The sequence below is a fragment of the Borrelia venezuelensis genome, assembly GCF_023035835.1.
Taxonomy (GTDB): domain Bacteria; phylum Spirochaetota; class Spirochaetia; order Borreliales; family Borreliaceae; genus Borrelia; species Borrelia turicatae.
This window is the reverse complement of the sequence record NZ_CP073220.1, coordinates 321,431-341,764: the sequence shown is the minus strand read 5'-3', so window position 1 is coordinate 341,764 and position 20,334 is coordinate 321,431. Positions and strand designations below refer to the sequence as shown.

The following is a 20,334-nucleotide window of genomic DNA, read 5'->3' as shown; positions in this document are numbered from 1 at the left end:
ATTAAATTTTTGATAAACAAACATCTATCTTTATAGATGTTTGTTTATCAAAAATTTAATTCTTTTAATTTCAGAGAAATTAAATCTTTCTGAAATGTTAGGTACCCAACCGGTCCATTTGTCATTTTTGAATAGGTAGTTTCCTGCATATATGTATATTGGGGCTACAGGGAAATCTTTCTTTATAATTATTTCTTCAGCTTGTCTTAAAATGTTTTGTCTTTTAATTGGATCTTGCTCGCGATCAGATTGGTTTATTAAATTTTCATATTCTTTATTAAAGTACTTGTATGAGGAAAAATATGCAAACTCTTTTTGGAATAAACTTAAGAATGTTAATGGATCTGAATAATCACCTATCCAACCAGATCTTGCTATTTCATAATTTCCTTTTTGTTTGGTTTCTAAGAATGATGCCCATTCTTCATTTTCAAGTACAATGTTGATATTTAAAATTTTTTCCCATTGATTTTGAACAAATTCAGCAATTTTTTTATGACTTTCATTTGTATTATATTTGAGTTTTAGTTGAGGGAAATCCTCCCCATTAGGATAACCAGCTTCAGCCATTAGTTCTTTTGCTCTTTGTGGATTAAATAATTCTAGTGGTTTGCCGTAAGAATAATGATTAAATTTTGGGCTTATACTTCTTGTAGGAATAGAACCATTATCTATAACTTTTTTTGTTAATGTTTCTCTATCAATAGCAAGAGTTAAAGCTTCTCTAACCTTTACATTATCAAGAGGTTTGACTTGTGTGTTAAATGAAAAGTAGTAAAGACCATTAATAGCAGATGAATAATAATCATTTCTTAATTTTATTTCTTTTATTAAATCAGGTGGAATTGCTCCATGTATAAGCATATCAATTTCATTATTTTCATACATTCTATAGGCAGTTGATGCATCATTTATTGTGTAAAATATAAGTTCTTGTAATTCAATGTTTGCAGCGTTAAAGTATTTATCATTTTTTATAAGTGATATTTTTTCGTTGGGATTTCTTTCCTTTAGTTTGTATGCACCACTTACTACCATGTTTTCAGGATTTGTCCAGTTTTTTCCATATTTTTCAATAGCATGAACTGGTACTGGTATGAAAGATTGGTGTACCAGCATATCTAAAAAGTAAGCTTTTGGAGTAATAATAGAGATCTCTAGTGTCAATTCATCTATAGTTTTAATGCCAAGTTCAGATTCTGGTATTTTGCCCTCGAAGTAATCTTGTGCATTTTTGATTGTTGACTTAATCATACCGACATAATTTGATGCTGTATCTTTAGTTAACATCCTAATATAAGATCTTCTTATACCTTCAGCAGTAATAGGGACTCCATCACTCCAAACGATATCTTTTCTTAAGTGAAATGTATATATAGTTCCATCATCGGATATGTCCCAAGATTGAGCTAGTCCTGGCTTGTATCCACCAGTTTTTGGGTCACCATCTACTATACCACTAAACATTTGTGCGACTATAGTTGCACCTATTTTATCTTCAGTTAATTGCGGATCTATTGATTTAGGTTCTCCTCCCATGCTGATTTTGAAAGACAAATTTTCTTTGCTATTTTCCTTACTGCAGGATAAAATAACTGTTAAGAAAAATATAATAAACGTATATTTTTTTATTTTCATTCTTTTATCTCCTAGTTACTAAAGTTAATTCTAATTCAATTAAAACAGTTAAAAGTTTTTTCCTATAAAATTTGTTTTATTGAACCTTTTAATTTATTTGGTAGAAGAATCAATTGTACCATAAAGTACGTTTAAATATAAAGATAATAAGAGAGGCATATGAATGTAGGATATTATTGGATATTAAATAAGATGTGTATCTTTGCTTAAATTTTTGAATAGTTACTTAGTGTTCGATATAAAAAAGTTTATAAAGTAAAATAATGAACTATTATAAAAGAGATACAGATGCAAAAATTTTGAGGTGATTTTAAAAGCTATGGTTATGTAATAAAAACCACTCCTATAGTTTATAGAAGTGATTTTTAATCATTATTAAGTATTAGTCTATTAATTTTAAAGTTATTTTCATATTTTATTATTAATTATTAATGTTTTCTCTTTTATATTTTATTTCTTCATAAAGATAAGCTTCTGAAACATTAGGAATCCAACCAGTCCATTTGTCATGTCTGAATAGATAGTATGATTTGAGTATTGAGAGTGGAGCTACAGGAAAATCTTGCTCTATAATTAGAGCCTCAGCTTGTCTTAAAATATCTTGTCTTTGTATTGGGTCTTGTGCAAAATTAGATTGTTCTATTAAATTGTCATATTTTTTGTTTGAATAGCCATATGCTCCAAATTCTTGATTTTCTGTTGTAAATAGACTCTCAAGAAATGTTAGTGGATCTGAATAATCACCTGTCCATCCCATATATGATGTTTGATAATTACCTTTGTTTCTATTATTTAGGAATGTATTCCATTCTTCAATTTCAATTTCAATGTTAATATTTAGTGTTTTTTTAAGTTGTTCTTGCAAGAATTCTGCAGTTATTGCCATTCCATTTCGTTGTGAAGTTTTATATTTAAGAGTAGGAAAACCTGCTCCATCAGGATAACCAGCTTCAGCTAGTAGTTGTTTTGCTCTTTGTGGGTCAAATAATTTTAATTGTTTCCCGTAAGAATAATGCTCAAATGGTGGTGTTAAGTTTCTTGTTGGTTTTGATTGACCCTTTAGAGTGATCTTATTGAGTGCTTCTCTGTCAATAGCAAGAGTTAAAGCTTCTCTAACCTTTACATTATCAAGTGGTTTGATAGTGGTGTTAAATGCCATGTAGGCTACTCTATTTATAGGATGAGAATAATAATCATTTCTTATTCTAGCTTCATCTAAGTATTCTGATGCTACTTTGGTTAGGAAATCAAGTTCGTCGTTTATGTACATGTTATACGCAGTGTTTCCTTGTACCTGATAAAATATCACTTCATCTATTTCAACATTTGAGGCATTGTAGTATTTGTCGTTTTTTTCAAGCACTATTTTTTCATTTGGGATTCTTGTCTTTAATTTGTATGCACCACTTACTACTATATTTTCAGGATTTGTCCAAGCTTGTCCATATTTTTCAATAGCATGAACTGGTACTGGTATAAATGTTGGATGTGCTAACATATCAAGAAAATAAGGTTTTGGAGCAACTAAAGTTATCTCTAAAGTTGAATTGTCTATAGTTTTAATACCAAGTTCGGATTCCGGTATTTTACCTTCGAAGTAATCTTTTGCATTTTTGATTGTTGATTTAACGATGTCAACGTATTGTGAACCTGTTTCTTTATTTAAAACTCTAAGGTAAGACTTTAGAATTCCTTCAGCAGTAATGGGCACTCCATCACTCCACATAATACCTTCTCTTAAGTGCAGTGTGTATACAAGTCCATCTGCAGATATATCCCAAGATTGAGCTAATCCTGGTTTATGTCCTCCAGTTTGTGTGTTTCTTGTTGTTAAACCCGCAAATGTGTTTATAATTATGTTGAATGCTTGAACAGAAGTAGCAAGTTGAGGATCAAGTGAATCAGGCTCGGCTTCATTTGTTACTCTAAATGTTATCTTATCTTTGTGTTCATCACCGGAACAGGAAGTTAGCCATATAATCAATAAAGATAAAAGAATTATTGTTTTGTATTTCATAGTTGATTTATTCTCCTTATAAATATTTTTTATTTTTCTTTTGAATTATTCTTGTTTAACATACTTGAATGGATTTTACTTTAATTTGCTAAATAAATAAAGTATAATTATGTAAAATATTTACATGTGAGTATATTACATGGAATATTTTTGGTTTGCTAGTATCTTTTTTTTCAAGAACTTTAAAGGATGAAGTTTTATGTTTATACGTAATGAGAGTTTTAATAAATATTTTAAAGGTATTGAGAATGAATTTTTTAGTAGGTTTAAAGCTATTGAAAAGATAAATTATTTAAATAATTCTTATCATGAAGCAGATTCTGTTAGTAGGAGTTTAGTTGATACAATGATTAAAAGACTTCTTAAGAGTAGTTCTACTATTGTTGGTATTCAAAATATTTTAAAGCTTTATGAAAAATCTAAATCTGGCAAGTCTTCAATTATATTAATGGAACATTATAGTAATTTTGATTTTCCTTGTTTTCAGTTTTTGCTTAATCAAATGAATTGTAAGGAAGTTTCGGAACATATTGTTCCTATAGCTGGTGTTAAACTTTTTAAAGATAATTTATTAATTAAAAGTCTATCTTTAGGGTATAGTGTGATATTTATTTATCCTCCACATGCATTTGTTGGCGTTGATCATGAAACGATTAGGGCGCGACGAGTTTTTAATGCTAATTCTATGAGATGTATTGCAGATAAAAAGAGTAGTGGTTATATGATTCTTATTTTTCCGACGGCTACAAGATATAGGAAAGGTAGGCCTGAGACTAAAAAAATAATTTCAGAGATTTCAAGTTATTTTAAGCTTTTTGATTATTTTATAATGGTTGGTGTTAACGGGAGTATTCTTGAAGTTTCATCAAATGAGGATATGTCTTGTGATGTTTTTAAAGAAGATTCTCTTGTTTATAATGCAACAGAAATATTGGATATACTTGAATACAAAAATTTAATTTTAGAGCAGTTAAATCAAGAAGGTTTAGAACCAACAAAAGAAATTTTGGGTTCTAGAATTGCTGATGATTTAGAGAAACGTTTCGAGGTCCTTCATGAAGAGGGAGCCAAGATATATAGTGGTTTGATTTAGGATTTTGATTGTAATATGCCAGATATAGAGAAAATAAATAAGTTTAAAAGAGAATTATTAGATAATATTTCCGATGAGAGGGCTCAAAAGGAACGTTTTGGCATTAAAATGGATATTGAACCTCCTAAAGATGGGGAGTCTATTGTTCCTTGGGAAAATCAGGAAGAAGTTTTTGATTTAGAAGAAGAACCCGATGATGAGCTTGATTTGGATGCTATGCTTGGTGAGCTTGATAGTGAGGAAGATCAGAATGATGGATCTAATGAAAATGATATTGCAATTTTAAAAGATTCTAAAAAAGTAGACATTGATCCTGAGTTTAATGAGTTAGATAATGATTTTGATGTTTTAAGTTCTCATCTTGAAGAAAATCTTGAAAAAATTCTTGATGATAATTCTATTAATTTAGACGATGCTATTAATTTCGATTTAGATAATAATGCTGATAGTTTGCAAAATCTAGATATAGAGAGTGATTTGGATTCAGATTTATTAAATTCTAATGAGTCTATTGATAATGAGATTGATGCTAATAATTTGAGTCAGAAATCTCTAAATGATAGTAATGATGATTTTGATCTTGAGAATATGATTAGTGGTCTAAAGGAATCAGATGAAACAAATAATCGTTTAGAAATGCCTTACAGTGATGAATCATTTTCTAATGAAAATTCTGAAAATTTTAGTGATGGTGATGAGGATAATTGGTCTAATCTTTCAGATGATTTTGAATTTTTGGAAAATGACCAAAAAGAATCTTTAGGTAAACATAATTTTAAAATTAATTATCCTTTATTTTTCAAGCATTTAGATTCTTATCCTAGAAATTTGAGAATTGCTATTGCTGAGGCTTTAATGCTAGAGAATGTCTCTAGGTACAAAATTGAAGCATTAATTGATCTTGTTGAACAAAATAAGAAAGGGCTTAAGTTTATTGCTAAATTTGTTGGAGACATTGTTGGTCGTTCTGTTAAATTGCCTGTTATGTATTATAAAGCAGAGGAATGTAGCAAACTTGAAAAGAAATTTAGCTATAGACTTTCTAAAGCTTTAACTCCAATCTTTAAAATTGCATCTCTTTTTGTTATTTTGACCTTTTTGTCTTTTTATTTTTTAGTTGATGTTATGTTTTTTTATATTGCATCTGATAGAAAATATAAAGAGGGAATATCATATATATATGAGAATAAGAGAGAGCTTGCTAAAGCTATTTTTAGGGATGCATATTATATGAAACCTAACAAAAAGTGGTTTTTGACTTATGCTAAAGTTTTTGAAGATGTAAGAGATTTTGATAGTGCTGAGGAAAAATACGAAGAATTATTTACCATTGATCCATTTTCTGTGGGTGCTTCTAAGAGAAGACGTAAAAATTTTGATAGGGATGGGTATATATCTTATGCTTTTATGAAAATGAGGCTTGGTGAGTATGCTGATGCCAATGCTATTTTGGATGAGGTTATATCTTATTCTATTTATGATTATGAGGCATTAATGGCTAAGGGTGATAATTATTTTCAGTGGGCTCAAAGAGATCCTGCATATTACAAAGATAGTATTAATAATTACACTATCTTGCTTTCAAAATATGGTCATAAAAAGGAAATTTTGTTTAAGCTTTTTAATGCTTACATTGAGGCTGGTGCTGAGAGAGAAGCTGAAGATGTAAATGCTTTTATTAAGGTAAATAAGGAATTAGATATTGATGAAGTAGTTTATACTAAATATGCTAAGAAATTGATAGATAAATATGTTGAGTTTACAGTTTATAATAAAAGAATAAATGCTCTTTCTAGAAATTTGAAATATTTCAGTGCTCAAATGAACTTACTTAATAAAGAATTTTCTAGTTTTAAGGCAGGTAATGGAAAAAGCATTTCTAATGCTTTAAATGATATTAATCTTAACTCAGAGATTGAATATATTCTTAGAAGAGTTTTATTCAAAAATCCTGATTACGATAAGGCTCTTTTTGAGAGTGGTAGATATTTTTATTATATGGGTGATCTTAAGAAATCAGAAGGGTATTTATTAACAGCACTGAATAGTTTTAGACAAGAAGATTCAATTGAACATTCTTCTGAAAAGATTGTTGCTTATAGAATTTTGTCAGATATTTATGAGAGGAACAATGATGCTCTTAAGGCAAGTAATATTGTTAGTCTGGCTTTAAATGAATATGATTTTTATAAAAAAAATGGTCTTGTTAAAAGCTCTAGAGAGCTTGCTTTAATTTATGAAAAGCAGGGGGATATTCTTAGGACTTTAAATGGTTTTAAATCGGCTATATCTTCTTATGAAATGGCAATAAATGAAGGAGTTAATTCTCCAGATGTTTATTACAAATTAGCATTGCTTAATTATAAGGAAAATAATTATAAAGATGCATTAACTTATTTATTTAGAGTTCAAAATATGTCCGGATTTGCAAATAGTAATAAAGTTTTAAACTCAATTGCATCTGTTCTCTACAAGATGGGTGATTTTGAAGCTGCTAGGAGTTATTATTTAAGAGTATTGCAGAATTTGGAATCAGAAAAGTCTAGCATTTTAAGTTTTAAACCTCAAGGGAATGATCATCATAAAGCTTTATTGATAAAAGAAATTGAAATTTACAATAATCTAGGAGTTGTTGAGATAAGAGCATCTCTTGGTGATAGGATTGAATCTGGTGTTGTTAGAAATAATAATCTTTTTGATTCGGGGATTGCGAATTTGACTGAATCTTCTAGAATATTTGATATCTTAAATCGTGATGATGATATGGTTAAGAGTGTTAAAAAAGATCTTGCTAGTTTAAATCTTAGAGGTATTTTTAAGAATGATTTTATTGGTTCTAAGATTTTATTCTATGATAATTTGGCTGATAATCTTTAGATTATTTAGTGATTTTGTTAGTTTTAAGGCATATAAGGTTGCCTAATAACGTGTAAGGATTTATATGAAAAAAGCTTACTTTATTATTTCCTTATTTATTGTATTTAATTTATTTTCTTCAATTAATGATCATTTAAGTATTAATATTGATGATGTATATGTTGAGGCTCATGAAGATGGTTTTCATCTTTTCATAAGAAAAAAGCCAAATATTAAATCGGTTATTTTAACTGAGTCTTTTGAAATCCCAGATAAGAGTAAAGACGTTTCTACTTATTCATTTAGAACATTGGAGTATAATAGAATTAATGGGGATGAGATTAGAATTTTAAATGGTAGAGTTATTCAAAATAGACGTCTCTTATCATTAACATCTTCTACGCCTGTTCAAAATAGAAGATTTGGACAAGCTTTTCATATCTTAATACCTAAAAAGTTGAGATACGGTTTTCCTAATTTTTTGACAAGGAGTGGTGATATCGATTTAGAAGTTCTAAAGAGAAAAAAAGATCCTTTTTGGTTTTCAATTAGAACTTTTGAGAAAAAATATAATGATTATTTAGGTCAGTATAAGGATAATGCTTATGAGTTATTTTTTGGAGACATTCAACGAGAAAGTACAAGTGAGAATAATGATTTAAAAAAAGAATTCTCTAGGTTTTCAGATAATGTTGTTGTTGCAAAAAAAGGACTTGATCTTGTTGATAAGATAAAAAATATTTTAGAAGAATCAGAAGATCTGCTTGCTGATTTAGATCTTGTTTTTGTTATTGATGTGACTGATAGTATGAAAAATCATATCGAAATTTTAAGAGAACACCTTTTCTCTATGATAGAACCGCAGTTAAGTCAATATAGGTCTTATAGGGTAGGTTTTGTGTTTTATAAGGATTATCTTGAAGATTTTTTAACAAGATCTTTTGATTTTAATAATAAAGAATATTTAAATAATGTTCTTGAAGATATTAGTGTGGGTGGTGGGGGAGATTATCCTGAGGCAGTATTTGAGGGAATTAATTCTGCTGTTACTCAATTTGATTGGAAAGCAGATAATAGGTTTATTATCGTATTGGGTAATGCACCTCCCCATGAATATCCCCGAGGACCTATAGTTTATGAGGATGTCATTAGATCAGCTAAGGAAAAAGATATTACAATTTATGGAATATTACTTGAGTAGTGGTTTGCATTAATTGTGTATTATTATTTATTTTTTTGTTGGTTTTTTATCTTCTCTATTATCTTTTGAGATAAGGGAATAATCCATTTAGGTGTTTGCACATTAGATTGTATTAATTCTTCAAAGAGCTTTTTTGCTGTGTTGTTTTTATTTGTCACATAATATATGAATGCGACTTCATACTTTCCTATGGCAACGATGCTTTCATTTTCTTTATAATTTTTAATCATTTTTTCATATATCTTTAAAGCAGATTGATAATCGTTAACATTTGTTGCTTTTTGAGCTTCTCGTAGGTAAATGCTGTACGGAGTGTCTTTTGTAAGTTGTTTGTTTAAGTGAGCTACTGTATAGCAGGAAAAGAATAGGATACTTGTTAGTACTAGTTTTTTCATTTTTGATTCTCTTATTTTGTAAAAAAAATTTGTTTAGATTAATTTTATTAGATATAAAAAAAGAAAACAAGCATAAGCTTATTTTCTTTTTTGTTTTATTTAGAAGGAATTATTATTTTCCAATTTTCATGTATTAAATCCGGATTCTGAATTTTTTGTCTGTTTGCAAACCAAATTTTTGGCCATAGGTAAGGGTCGTTGTACAATTTCTTAGAAATACCCCACAAGGTGTTTCCGATTTTAATTATATATAACTCCTTACTTGAGTGACTTTGATAGGCTTTGAGATATCTTGCAGAATCTAAGAATAATTCATTTGCAAGTCTAAGATTATTAAGATTCTTAGCTTCAAGTCCTTGTTCCCATAATTGTCTGGCTTTTTCAATAAGCTGGAGTGTTTTAAATTTATTTGGGTCTGGGGTTTTTACTTCTTCAGCCTTTTCTTCATAAGCAAGTACTAATGAATCCATTTGTCCAAGTAAGTAAGTTTCGTCTTGTGGGTTTAAAAGATTTATGCGTTCACCTTTATCCTTAAGAAGCGCTCTTCCATTCCATGGTGATGGTTTAATGAGTTTATTGTTTCTGTAAATGGGGAGTTCAGAAGCAGCTTCCAGTGCTTTTAATTGTTTATACATTCTCTCTTCCGTTTCTTTAAGAGCTCTTGCTTCTTTTGCCTTTTTAGCAGCTTGTTGTGCTTTATTAAATGTTTTACTATACATTCCAAGAGAGCTTTCGATATCATACATTTTATATTTTCTTGTTGCTTCGAAATATAAGTTATTTACTTCGTCTATTTCTAATGGGATCCATATATATGCTTCATTAGCTTCAGCATCATTCAAGTATTTTTCAATGTTTCCTTTCAAGTAGTTTATTTGTTCTTTTTTTTCTGTTGTATCTCTTGCGATATTTCTGTACCTTTCTAATACTTTTAGGGCAATTTCATTACCTTCTTTAATCATTCCCTTTGCAAATTTTTCGTGCATTTCTTTTTCAATCTTTTCACTCTCATTAAATTCTTTAGAATAAAAAAGATTGCCCCGTTCTCTTAGGACTCCCTTCTTTATATCTTCAATGTCTCTTTTTATATCCCTAGTTTCTTTAGTTGAAATTTTGGAGTTTGCATTCTTTGTATCCTCTGGCGGGGTTTTGCATGAAATTAGGGAAAGAGCAAATATAGATAACATTAAAAATAATAATTTGCTTTTTTTTATCATAAATACATCCTTCTTATGTGATATTGACTACATAAATTAAGAACTTTGCTTTCTAAACATTAATTCTTTTATCTTTGCATAAAGCCTCTAATTAGTATATTATTACACAATTTAACATTATACAATTTTTTTACTGTATAACTGTATATATTAAGTTCCATTTTTATTGTATCAATACTCTAACCCTTGCATTTAGTATTCCTTAGAAATTTTAGCATCTCCACATGTTCTTTCTTCTGGTGGGGTTTCACATGAAATTAGGGAAAGAGCAAATACGAATAACATTAAAAATAGTAATTTGTTTTTTTTCATCATAAGTACATCCTTTTGACATAAGATTAACTACATAAATTGTAGCTTTATTACGTTTTAGGTTCTTTAAAAGAACAGGTTTAGTATAAAATATTATTTTTATACTTTCTTGAAAATTATAACGTATTTTTCATTTTTATTAAAGTTAGTAAATCTCTTTAAAAAAGATATAATTAAGCTTATAAGGTTTTAAAAAAGAGGAAAATTTGATTGTGAAATCATATGTTATTATCCTTTTACTTTTATTATTACAAGTGACATTATTCTCTCAAGTAGCGTCTATTAAAGAAATGGAAGGACAGATTAATATTATAAGGAATGCTATTCCTGTTAAATTAAATTTGGGGGATGAAATTTTTGAATATGATTTTATTGAAGTGGGAGATAATTCTAAAATTAAAATAGGTTTGTATGGGATAAATGGTATTGCATCAGATTTAACCTTGTATTCTAATACCCATAGTCTTATTTGTTATTCTTCTCTTAAAGATATGCAGGATGCAAAAATATATTTATTTAAGGGGAGTTTAGAGGTGTTTATTTATGAGGTTGTGCAAGGTTCTTCATTTTCTGTAGATTTAAATAATTATTTTTTTATGACAGATGCTCCGGCAAAATTTTATGTAAATTGTGAATACTTTAATAATTATTTTGTTAGTGTTTTTGATGGAGTTCTTAAACATTATAACAAGGATGAGTATTGGATTTCAGCAGGCACTAGTATTTTACTTTGGGATAATAATTCTTTTTTATATAAAACTAGTGATTCTGTGTCGCAAAATGTAATTGAAAATTTGAAAGAAATGTCTCGTAAAAATTTTGTTTCTCTAAATAATAGTCGTTTAACTTACATATTTTTAAAATATATTGAAGATAGTTTTAGATTTGATTTTGTATATGATTATTTGGTAAGAGATCCTAAATTTAATACAATATATTCAAAGTGGAGTTTAGAAGATAAAAATTATACCTTAGGGAATAGAGTTGACATGATAAATTATGTCAATTATTTAAGAGGCCGTATAGGTATTCTTTTTAATAATTTTATTTATTTGGCCAATGTGTTTTTCTTTATAGAAGATATTGTCAAGCATTCTTCTGATGTGTTTGATAAAGTGAGCATCCATGGGGCTATTTTAAAAGATTTGGAAAATTATAAAAAAAATCGCTCGTCTTTAACAAAAAAGTTTTTTAAAACCGTTCATTCTTTTAAAATGTATTTAATTCGTACAAATGGTGATATTCCTAGTAATTTAAGTGTTAATGAATTTTATTTGTTAAAACCTAGAGAGTTTTAATTTTGATAAATGTTGTGATTGTGAAGTATTTATAAAAATTCCTATTTTCAAGATTGATAGTTTTAATTTGATTTAGGCTATTTCTTGCATTGAGTTTTTGTTAATAAGTTTCTTGTTATATTCGTACAATGCTGGTGTTTTTAAGCAAATTTAAGCAAAAAATCGGATATAGAATTGGACGTGATAGAGGCTTTTATGGTATCTTTTTACAAAGAAACTTTTTTGAAAAAGTTGGTATATTGTGCGTTTTAGGTTTTTGATTTTATGCCATTTTATTCTCATAGTATCAAGTTTTATTTTATGAGAAAAAGGTGTTTTATTTCTGTGAGTAAAGCTCTTTTTTTTAGGATTTTTTGTGTTTTTGTTTCACTAATTTGTTTATTTTTATTTGTTTATATTAATTTTTTTAGAATTAGAGAACCCAGGTCTTCATCTAATAGAAAAATTGCATTATTTATTCCTGGAATCATTAGTGGTTCTCCTTCTTATAAAGCAATGTATGATTTTTTAATTGAATTTAAAAAAAATAAGAGTGATATTGAGATTCGTTTGTTTGAAGCTGGGTTTAATCAACATGAATGGATAGAATTACTTGAAAAGTTATTAAATTCTAACAATTATGATTTTTTGATAACGACAAATAATGCAATGCAAGGAATTATTGATAGGGTTTCCCCCAATTATCCTTATACTAAGTTCTTGCTTTTTGATTCTTTAGTTAAAAATATTAATCCACAAGTGTATTCACTCTCTTATAATGTTGCAGAGGAAGCTTACATATTGGGTTATTATGTGGGTTTATTTTTAAAAAGTTCTAATTTACATAATAAAAATGTTGCCTTAATTGCTGGACAAGAATATCCTGTTATGAATAATTATATTTTTCCTTATTTCAAGAATGGAATTAGAGAGGTTCTAGATTCAGAAGTGTTCTTTAGAACTTTAGGAAATTGGCATGATAGCAGTAGGGTAAAAGTTTTATCTGACTCTTTAATTTTAGACTTAGGAGTTTCTGTAGTTCTTCCAATTGTAGGTACAGCTATTAAAGGAGTTCTCTCATCAGTTCGTGAGCATGGTGTTTTTGCTGTTCTTTTTGATGGTGAAGATTATTTGAATAATAAAGATAATATTATTGGTTCAGGCGTTACAAATCAAAGATTTTATTTAGAAAAAGTTTTGGGAAAAGCCCTTAAAGGGGAACTTAAATATGGAACTTATAAGGTCCTTGGCTTTAGAGAAAGGGGGGTTTCATTTAATTTGTTGAATAAGTTTTATTTAGAGAAGACCGATTCAAAGCTTAAAAAAAAACTTGAGGAAAAAATGAAAGAGATGAATAATACTGAGATCAAAATAAATTTAGAATAATTTATGGTAGAGTTTAAAAACATAGTAAAATCTTTCCCAGATATTGAAAAACCTATTCTAGATAGTGTTAATTTAAGAATTGAGGAATCTAAAATCTTGACTGTAATTGGGAGAAATGGGGAAGGTAAGAGTACCTTATCAAAAATTATAGCTGGATTTATTCGTTTTGATAGTGGTGATGTATTTGTAAATAATATTAGGCAAAAAAACTGGAATGTGGATGTAGCAAAGAGTAATGGTATTTATATTGTGTCTCAGATTCCAAAACTTGATATGAACTTAAAAGTTTGGGAATATCTTAGTATTTATTGGTTTGATTCTCAATTTTTTATGCCAATGAATAAATCCCATACCTATAGATATTATAAATGGCTTAGACAATTTTATAATATTGCTTTTGATCTAGAGACTAGAATACAAGATTTGAATATTAAAGAAATCTATTTTTTGCTTATTATTTCTTCCCTGAAAAAAAATGCAAAGATTATTATTTTTGATGAGAGTGTTTCTTATTTTTCTCAAAAAGAGGCTAAAGAGTTTATTAAATTGCTTCAGGCCCTTAAAAGGGCAGGTATTACTTCTCTTTTTATTACACATAGAGAGATTGGCGATGCCATAAAATTTAGTGATGAATTTGTTATTTTAAAAGAGGGGAAGTGTTTTAGAACGACAAATAAAGAGATAATACTTAGCAAGCTTGAAATTCCTGCTGATAAGTTTATTTCTATGAGTATTAGGCGTGGTGGGCCAAATGAGGATTTTATAAAATTTAATTTGTTTTTTGAAGATTTTTGGAAGTATGATATTAGTTTTTCTTTGAAAAAAAGAGGAGTTTTAGGAATTATTGCAGAAGAGGCAGTAATAAAAACATGGGAGAAATTATTCTTAGGTGAGATTCCATTTGTAGGATGTATAAAGATAAATGGGCATAGATATGAATATATTAATTTTTATGAGTTAAAGGCTGGGTTTTTACCTTTAGGAATTGGTAATTTATTTTCTGATAATATGACTATATTGGATAGCTTTTTGGCCAAAATAATGAGTTTTGAAAATGAAATTTTTATTAAACAGTCTATTATTAATGATCTTAAAAAATTTTTTAAGAGCGACATGGAATATTGTGATAGTAAGATATTAAAGACTTTTTATTCTAAGTCTTTATCATTTTCTGGCGGAACTTTAAAAAAACTTGCTCTTTTTAGGGAAAAATATATTACAAAGAGCTTTTTAATTTGTTTTTCACCTCTTAGTAATTTAGACTATAGAGCGTATAGTGAGACATCTAATTTTATTCGTAATTTTTCTAATGAAAAGCCTGTACTACTAATTACTCCTAATTTAGATGAATTACTGCTTTTATCTGATGATGTTTTGGCAATAAAGGCTGGTGAGGTTGTATTGAGATTGAAAAGAGAACATATCAATAAAGAGGCTTTAAAGGAAATGTTGTTTATATGAGGGCATTTAGAAGAGAATATATTTTGTTAATATTTTCACTGAGTGTATTGAGTATTAACTATTTTTTTGATGGTTTTTTTAGTTTTTCTTATATGAAAGTGATGTTGTGGAACTTTATGTTGCTCTTATTAATTGCGACAGGAATCTCGACTTGTGCTAAAAGTAATAGTTTGACTCTTGGCGATGAGGGTCAAGTTTATTTCGGAGCATTTTTATCATATATATTTTGTGAGTTTTGTGGACTTACATACTTTAATTTTGTATTAATAATAATTTTAAGCTCATTTTTAGTTGGTGTTATAGGAATTATTCCTTTTTTACTGACATTTTTTTGTGGAGTAAATGGGATGCTTACAGGTCTTTTAATGTCTTATGGAAATCAGAGATTAGTTGATGGATTTATATCAAAGCTTTTAGGCTCGAATGGACTTTTAAATCAGACAAAAAGTATTGATAAGATATTCGCTATTGATACTGCTTTTCCATATTTGCTTTTATTTAGTATTTTGGTTTGGGGATGTTATGTATTTATTCATAAGAGAACTATTTTAGGATTAAGACTTGAAATATTGAGTGATAGAAAGCCGTTAAGCAAATTTTTCGGTATTAATGAATTTAAGTATAAGTTTTGTACGGTATTTACCAGTGCTTTTTTAAATGGTCTTGTGGGTTCAATCTTTTTAATTTTTTTTAAGAATTATTTATTTTTAGGATTAACCGCCGGGCTTGGCTGGAATGGATTTGTTGTTGCTGTAGTTTCAGGATTTAATTATATGTATGTATTATGTTTTAGTTTGTTTTTTGCAATGCTGAATGAATTTAATAATTATCTTAAAATAAATTATTCGTTTAAATTTGAATTTATTGGTTTATATCAAGCTATATCGATTTTTATTTCATTGTTTTTAATTAATGCGGGTAAAAAATAAATGTTTGGTATTTTTTTGCATTCTATAGTATTTGCATATTTAGCTCTTGGAATTCTTTATGCTGAGAGAGTAGGACTTCTAAATATATCTATTGAAGGAATTTCTTTTTTATCTGTTTTCCTAACATCTTTTTTTATTTATTTGGGATATGGAATATTTGCTTCAGTTGTTATGACGATTTTTATTAGTTTGATCTTTGGTTTTTTTTTATCTTGTATTGTAATAAATGATTATAACATTTTTATAACGGGTATAGGAATTAACATATTGTGTTATTTTTTAGTTAGGGTTTTGATGAAAGCTAATTTCAATTTTATTCCAGGATTTAGTTTAAATATTTCCAATAATTTTGCTATTATTTTTTTTGTTATATTTTTTTTCGTTTTTTTAAGTTTTAGTATTTATATACTAAATTATTCAAGAGTTAGAGTAGTTTTTGAGTTCATTCGCTCGAATGATTATGAAAATATCTTAGGTGAGCGAACTAGTAATTACTTTAAATCTTTTGCTATTTTTGTATCCATAATCTCGGCAAGTATTGCAGGTTCATTTCTTGCTATCAATTTTAATGTTTATTCTTATGATTTGGGGTTAAATAATGGTTGGCTTGCTATTTGTATACTGTATATTGCATTTGCAAATCCTTGGCTCATTTTTCCAAGTGCATTTTTAATGATATTTATTGAATACGAGTTTTTTAATTTTCAGGATTATGTTAATTCTTATTTTGCCCTTTCGTTACCCTTTTATATGGCTATATTAATTAATATATTTGTCTCATTTTTTAGAAAAACCAACCTGTTTTAGCAATATCATTTGTCGAATTTTTGAGCTTTTTTAAGGCTCGAATTTGTAATTCTAAATCTTTGATTTTAATTTTATTAAATTTGTAAAAGGGCATTTGTTTGATGATATCTAAATTGTTTAGAAAAATTGTAAATATGGTGTCATCATATGTTTCTATTTGGAAAAGAGTATTTATTATCAGATTAAATATTAAGTCCTCATCTTGTATGAAATGATAAAATCCTTTTTTTAAAATAGTATCAATTAATATGTATATGTTAGTATTTAGTAGTTCTTTATTATCTTGAATAAATTGCATTATATAGTCCATTGAGTTTCTTGATTCCCCCATGAGAAAATATGCCCATGAGATATCAAGATAATTTTTTGTATCTTTCAAATCAATTATTTGTAGATAAGTTTTTGTTTGTTCGATTGCTTGCAACCAGTTATTCATCAAGTATTCTAATTCTGCAATTAGTAAATATGCATCAACTTGTTTTGGATCTGTATTTATAATTTGCATTAATAATGCTTTGGATTGATTATATTTTTTTAGCTCTTTGAGTAACATTGATTTTGTATAAAGCTCATCTATTTTGTTGATATCTTCTGTAGGAATTGTTGCATAAATAAAAGTAATGATATTCATCCAGATTAGCATTATTACATATTTTTTCATAAATTTTCCTCTTTTATTTTCTTTACAATGTTCATTATCATATCTTTATACTTGTTGATCAATGCGTATGAATTTAATTCTTCTGTAAATTTATTAAGGTACGACATTGCAAGATTTGCAGAATTTTGAATGGCACTTGATGAGTTAATCATATTGCTAAATTTTAATATTTCTTTTTTTGATTCATTTATAGATTTATTTTTAATTGCACTTAATTCTTGAATGATTTGCTCATCCAATAGTTTTTCTTTTAAAAAGTATATTATGGGCAGACTTTTTTTTCCTTCAATTAAGTCATCTCCAAAATCTTTGCCGTTAATTCCATCTTTAATATTTTTGATATCGTCTATTATTTGGAAACAGGTTCCAAGTTTTAGAAATGTGTTGTAAAGATTTTTTGCTTTACTTTCATTGTTTGTAAGTATTCCGGCTAAAAATCCAGCCATTCCAAAAAGGCAGCTTGTTTTAAGTTCTACTAAAGATATGTATTCGTCAAGGTTTGGAATATATGTCCCATTGTGCAATGCGATATCAATTCCTTGTCCTAGGTGAAGATTTGAGAGCGTTGTGAAAAAATTTTCATAAATTAATAGTTTTTGACTTTTTTTTAATTTGGAAGTTTGTATTAATTTTGCAGGCAAAAAGTAAATTAAATTTGCTGTATTAATACTGTTATCTAATCCGTAAATTAAGTGAATAGCAGGTTTACCCCTTCTTTTAATAGCCCCATCTTCTATGTCATCAATAATTAAACTTCCAGAATGAGGTAATTCAAGTAGCATGCTTAGTTTGTATAGATTCTCAGTATTTTTTTTATTATATCCTAATGCATATGCTAGTAAAATCATTAGCATTGGTCTTATTTTCTTTCCCCCTCTATTTATTATTTCAATAGCTGGGGCTTTAATTGTCTTTATTGTATTTTTTTGTATATTAAGTTTTAGCTTTAAATCTTTGTCTTTAAATAAATTAAGAAAATGGTCTTGTGAGAATATATTATTAATATTTTTTTCGATCTTATCTAAAAATGATTTATTTTGCATAATAATAATTATAATAAAAAGTATAATGGATTGAGTGTATTGCAGAGCATTGATATGTATAATGTTGTTGATGAATATTCACGAAGAGCTAAAAAAGAAGGATATCTTGCTAGATCTGTTTATAAGTTAATAGAAATTGATAAGAGATTTTCTTTGTTTTCTTCTGGCAATATATTGGATGTTGGGGCGTCTCCTGGCAGTTTTTCTCAATATGCTTATGGAAATCTTAAAGATGGGGTGCTTGTTGCAGTTGACCTTAATGATATAGATCTTAATTTTACTAATAATTTTTATTTTATCAAAGGTAATATATATATCGATGAGGTTTGTCAAAAGATCGAGACTTTTGCACCTTATAGTTTAATTATAAGTGATGCAGCTCTCAAGACTACTGGTAATAGATTAGTTGATACAAGTAATTCTTTTAATTTGAATATGAGAATAATTGAATTGGCTTCTAGAATTTTGGTAAAAGGTGGTAATTTATTACTTAAGGTTTTTCAAGGAGGTGAGGAAGAACAGCTTTTTTATAAGCTTAAGAGTTGTTTTAAGATTGTCAAAAAAATTAGACCTAAAGCTGTGCGGAAGAATTCCTTTGAGATTTATTTTTTATCTAAGGATTTTAATTAAATTAGATACAAATATTTAAATTATTTAAGGGTATTGGGATGTGTTTATGAAAGAAAAAATTATGGAAAAAAAGTCTCATTTGCAAGTTGCATGTTTTAAGATAGGCAAAGAGAGTTATGGGGTTGCAATAGATCACATTAGGGAAGTAATTAAAGTGCCTTTAGAAGGTATATATGCAATACCCAATGTTCCTGATTATATTACGGGTATTTATAATCTTAGAGGGAGTGTTATCCCTTTAATAAATTTAAATATTAGATTTAAAATTCCTTCTGTTTATGTAACGGAAGAAGATAAACTTTTAACAGGTTATTTAATAGTTAATATCAAAGATAAGCTTTTAGGAATATTTGTAGATAAAGTTCTCAAGGTTATTAGCTTTGAGACATCAAAGGTACAAGAACCCCCTGCGACCTTGCAAACTTTGGATAGAAAATACATATCTGGTGTTGTTAAAATTGAGAATGAGGAAAATTTTGAGAGTGAATATTTAATTTTAATTGATATTGAACGGATATTTGACAAGGGCGAATTTGCACGGATTCCATATAAGGAGAATAATGAAGAGTAAGGTTCTCATTTACGTGAATTATTCAAATTTAGATGCCGAGGTTCTTGCTTGTGAAATACAAAAATATTTAGAACATAAATATGGTGTTTTAAGCTTATTTGCAGGAATTGATAAATCTTCAGAGGTGTTAACTGAGGATAATTTGATTCTTGCAATAACTTTGGGTGGAGATGGTACGGTTTTATTAGCTAGTAGCTTGCTTTTGAAGAATGATATTGATATTCCAATTATTTCAATAAATTTAGGCAAGGTAGGATTTTTAGCAGACATAAAACCTATCGATTTTAAAGAGGTCATAGATAAGTTTTTTGATAATTCTTTAGTTATTCATAGTAAATATTTACTTAGTATTAGTGCTTATGAGAATGGAAATAATGTGTTTACCAAATATGCTTTAAATGATGTAATTATTCGTTCTAGTGTTATTAATAAGTTGATTTATGTAAATCTTAGGGTTAATTCAGAAGATTTTCTCTCATATAGGAGTGATGGAATAATATTTGCAACTCCTACAGGTTCAACCGGATATTCTTTCTCAGCAGGTGGATCTATTTTAGAATCAGATCTTCAGGCTTTTATCTTAACTCCTATTTCCCCACATTCTGTTTATAATCGTTCCTTTATTTTTTCAAGCGGGAGTAAGCTTTCACTTTCATTTCAGAAAGGATATGCGTTAAACTCAGCATCAATTTTCGTTGATGGCGTTAATATTGGTAAATTTGGGGTTAATATTATTTTTGAGTTGGGACTTGATAATAAGAGTTTACGTTTTGCATCATTTTGTACAGATACTTTTGTTAGAAGACTTAAAAATAAGTTATTATAATGTATGGCGTTTTG

Annotated in this window: 17 protein-coding genes; 11 read left to right on the top strand and 6 right to left on the bottom strand. The window is 28.0% G+C overall.

Annotated elements, in window-relative coordinates:
- Window positions 1-30: 30 nt before the first annotated feature.
- Both bvRMA01_RS01630 and bvRMA01_RS01625 read right to left on the bottom strand, forming a co-directional pair.
- Window positions 31-1,638, bottom strand: a complete 1,608-nt coding sequence (locus bvRMA01_RS01630; protein WP_247031724.1) for a peptide ABC transporter substrate-binding protein — start codon at window positions 1,636-1,638, stop codon at window positions 31-33.
- A gap of 421 nt (window positions 1,639-2,059) precedes the next feature.
- Complete coding sequence (locus tag bvRMA01_RS01625) at window positions 2,060-3,655, bottom strand: peptide ABC transporter substrate-binding protein (protein ID WP_247031722.1); 1,596 nt, start codon at window positions 3,653-3,655, stop codon at window positions 2,060-2,062.
- Window positions 3,656-3,854: 199 nt separating this feature from the next.
- Between bvRMA01_RS01625 and bvRMA01_RS01620 the strand changes: the two genes are divergently transcribed.
- The 3 genes from bvRMA01_RS01620 to bvRMA01_RS01610 all read left to right on the top strand — a co-directional run bounded on the left by bvRMA01_RS01620 (window position 3,855) and on the right by bvRMA01_RS01610 (window position 8,805).
- A complete protein-coding gene (locus tag bvRMA01_RS01620) occupies window positions 3,855-4,748 on the top strand; it encodes a 1-acyl-sn-glycerol-3-phosphate acyltransferase (protein WP_247031720.1) in 894 nt (297 codons plus the stop codon).
- A 15-nt stretch (window positions 4,749-4,763) separates the two neighbouring features.
- Window positions 4,764-7,625 (top strand): periplasmic flagellar collar protein FlcA, encoded by a 2,862-nt coding sequence (gene flcA, locus bvRMA01_RS01615; RefSeq protein ID WP_247031719.1) that lies wholly within the window; start codon window positions 4,764-4,766, stop codon window positions 7,623-7,625.
- Window positions 7,626-7,689: 64 nt separating this feature from the next.
- Entirely contained in the window at window positions 7,690-8,805 is a 1,116-nt protein-coding gene (locus bvRMA01_RS01610) for a VWA domain-containing protein (protein WP_247031717.1), read from the top strand.
- 23 nt (window positions 8,806-8,828) lie between these two features.
- Here the strand turns inward: bvRMA01_RS01610 and bvRMA01_RS01605 are convergent, their stop codons facing one another.
- On the bottom strand, window positions 8,829-9,200 hold the full coding sequence (locus bvRMA01_RS01605) for a tetratricopeptide repeat protein (RefSeq protein WP_247031715.1): 372 nt from the start codon (window positions 9,198-9,200) through the stop codon (window positions 8,829-8,831).
- Window positions 9,201-9,295: 95 nt separating this feature from the next.
- Window positions 9,296-10,417 (bottom strand): LysM peptidoglycan-binding domain-containing protein, encoded by a 1,122-nt coding sequence (locus bvRMA01_RS01600; RefSeq protein ID WP_247031713.1) that lies wholly within the window; start codon window positions 10,415-10,417, stop codon window positions 9,296-9,298.
- A gap of 602 nt (window positions 10,418-11,019) precedes the next feature.
- On the opposite strand from bvRMA01_RS01600, the gene bvRMA01_RS01595 reads away from it, so the two are divergent.
- From bvRMA01_RS01595 to bvRMA01_RS01575, 5 genes are all read left to right on the top strand, one after another.
- Complete coding sequence (locus bvRMA01_RS01595) at window positions 11,020-12,027, top strand: hypothetical protein (protein ID WP_433996717.1); 1,008 nt, start codon at window positions 11,020-11,022, stop codon at window positions 12,025-12,027.
- Between the two features lie 324 nt (window positions 12,028-12,351).
- A complete protein-coding gene (locus bvRMA01_RS01590) occupies window positions 12,352-13,392 on the top strand; it encodes a BMP family ABC transporter substrate-binding protein (RefSeq protein WP_247031709.1) in 1,041 nt (346 codons plus the stop codon).
- A 3-nt stretch (window positions 13,393-13,395) separates the two neighbouring features.
- Window positions 13,396-14,853 carry an ATP-binding cassette domain-containing protein gene (locus bvRMA01_RS01585; protein ID WP_247031707.1) on the top strand — a complete coding sequence of 486 codons (1,458 nt, stop codon included), beginning with the start codon at window positions 13,396-13,398 and terminating at the stop codon, window positions 14,851-14,853.
- Entirely contained in the window at window positions 14,850-15,782 is a 933-nt protein-coding gene (locus bvRMA01_RS01580) for an ABC transporter permease (protein WP_247031705.1), read from the top strand. Before bvRMA01_RS01585 ends, bvRMA01_RS01580 begins: the two co-directional genes overlap by 4 nt.
- On the top strand, window positions 15,783-16,589 hold the full coding sequence (locus tag bvRMA01_RS01575; RefSeq protein ID WP_247031703.1) for an ABC transporter permease: 807 nt from the start codon (window positions 15,783-15,785) through the stop codon (window positions 16,587-16,589).
- Here bvRMA01_RS01575 and bvRMA01_RS01570 read toward each other — a convergent pair.
- Both bvRMA01_RS01570 and bvRMA01_RS01565 read right to left on the bottom strand, forming a co-directional pair.
- Entirely contained in the window at window positions 16,567-17,250 is a 684-nt protein-coding gene (locus bvRMA01_RS01570; RefSeq protein ID WP_247031701.1) for a tetratricopeptide repeat protein, read from the bottom strand. The two genes, bvRMA01_RS01575 and bvRMA01_RS01570, sit on opposite strands and share 23 nt — an antisense overlap.
- Window positions 17,247-18,293, bottom strand: coding sequence for a polyprenyl synthetase family protein (locus tag bvRMA01_RS01565; RefSeq protein WP_247031699.1), 1,047 nt, complete (start codon window positions 18,291-18,293; stop codon window positions 17,247-17,249). Before bvRMA01_RS01565 ends, bvRMA01_RS01570 begins: the two co-directional genes overlap by 4 nt.
- Before the next feature lie 54 nt (window positions 18,294-18,347).
- Between bvRMA01_RS01565 and bvRMA01_RS01560 the strand changes: the two genes are divergently transcribed.
- Genes bvRMA01_RS01560 through bvRMA01_RS01550 form a run of 3 tightly spaced genes read left to right on the top strand, consistent with a single transcriptional unit; the run spans window position 18,348 to window position 20,320 of the window.
- Complete coding sequence (locus bvRMA01_RS01560) at window positions 18,348-18,923, top strand: RlmE family RNA methyltransferase (RefSeq protein WP_247032396.1); 576 nt, start codon at window positions 18,348-18,350, stop codon at window positions 18,921-18,923.
- A 46-nt stretch (window positions 18,924-18,969) separates the two neighbouring features.
- Entirely contained in the window at window positions 18,970-19,494 is a 525-nt protein-coding gene (locus bvRMA01_RS01555) for a chemotaxis protein CheW (protein ID WP_247031697.1), read from the top strand.
- Window positions 19,484-20,320: an NAD(+)/NADH kinase gene (locus tag bvRMA01_RS01550; protein ID WP_041178453.1), complete on the top strand. Its 837-nt coding sequence runs from the start codon at window positions 19,484-19,486 to the stop codon at window positions 20,318-20,320. The genes bvRMA01_RS01555 and bvRMA01_RS01550 overlap by 11 nt, the downstream gene beginning before the upstream one ends.
- Window positions 20,321-20,334 lie beyond the last annotated feature (14 nt).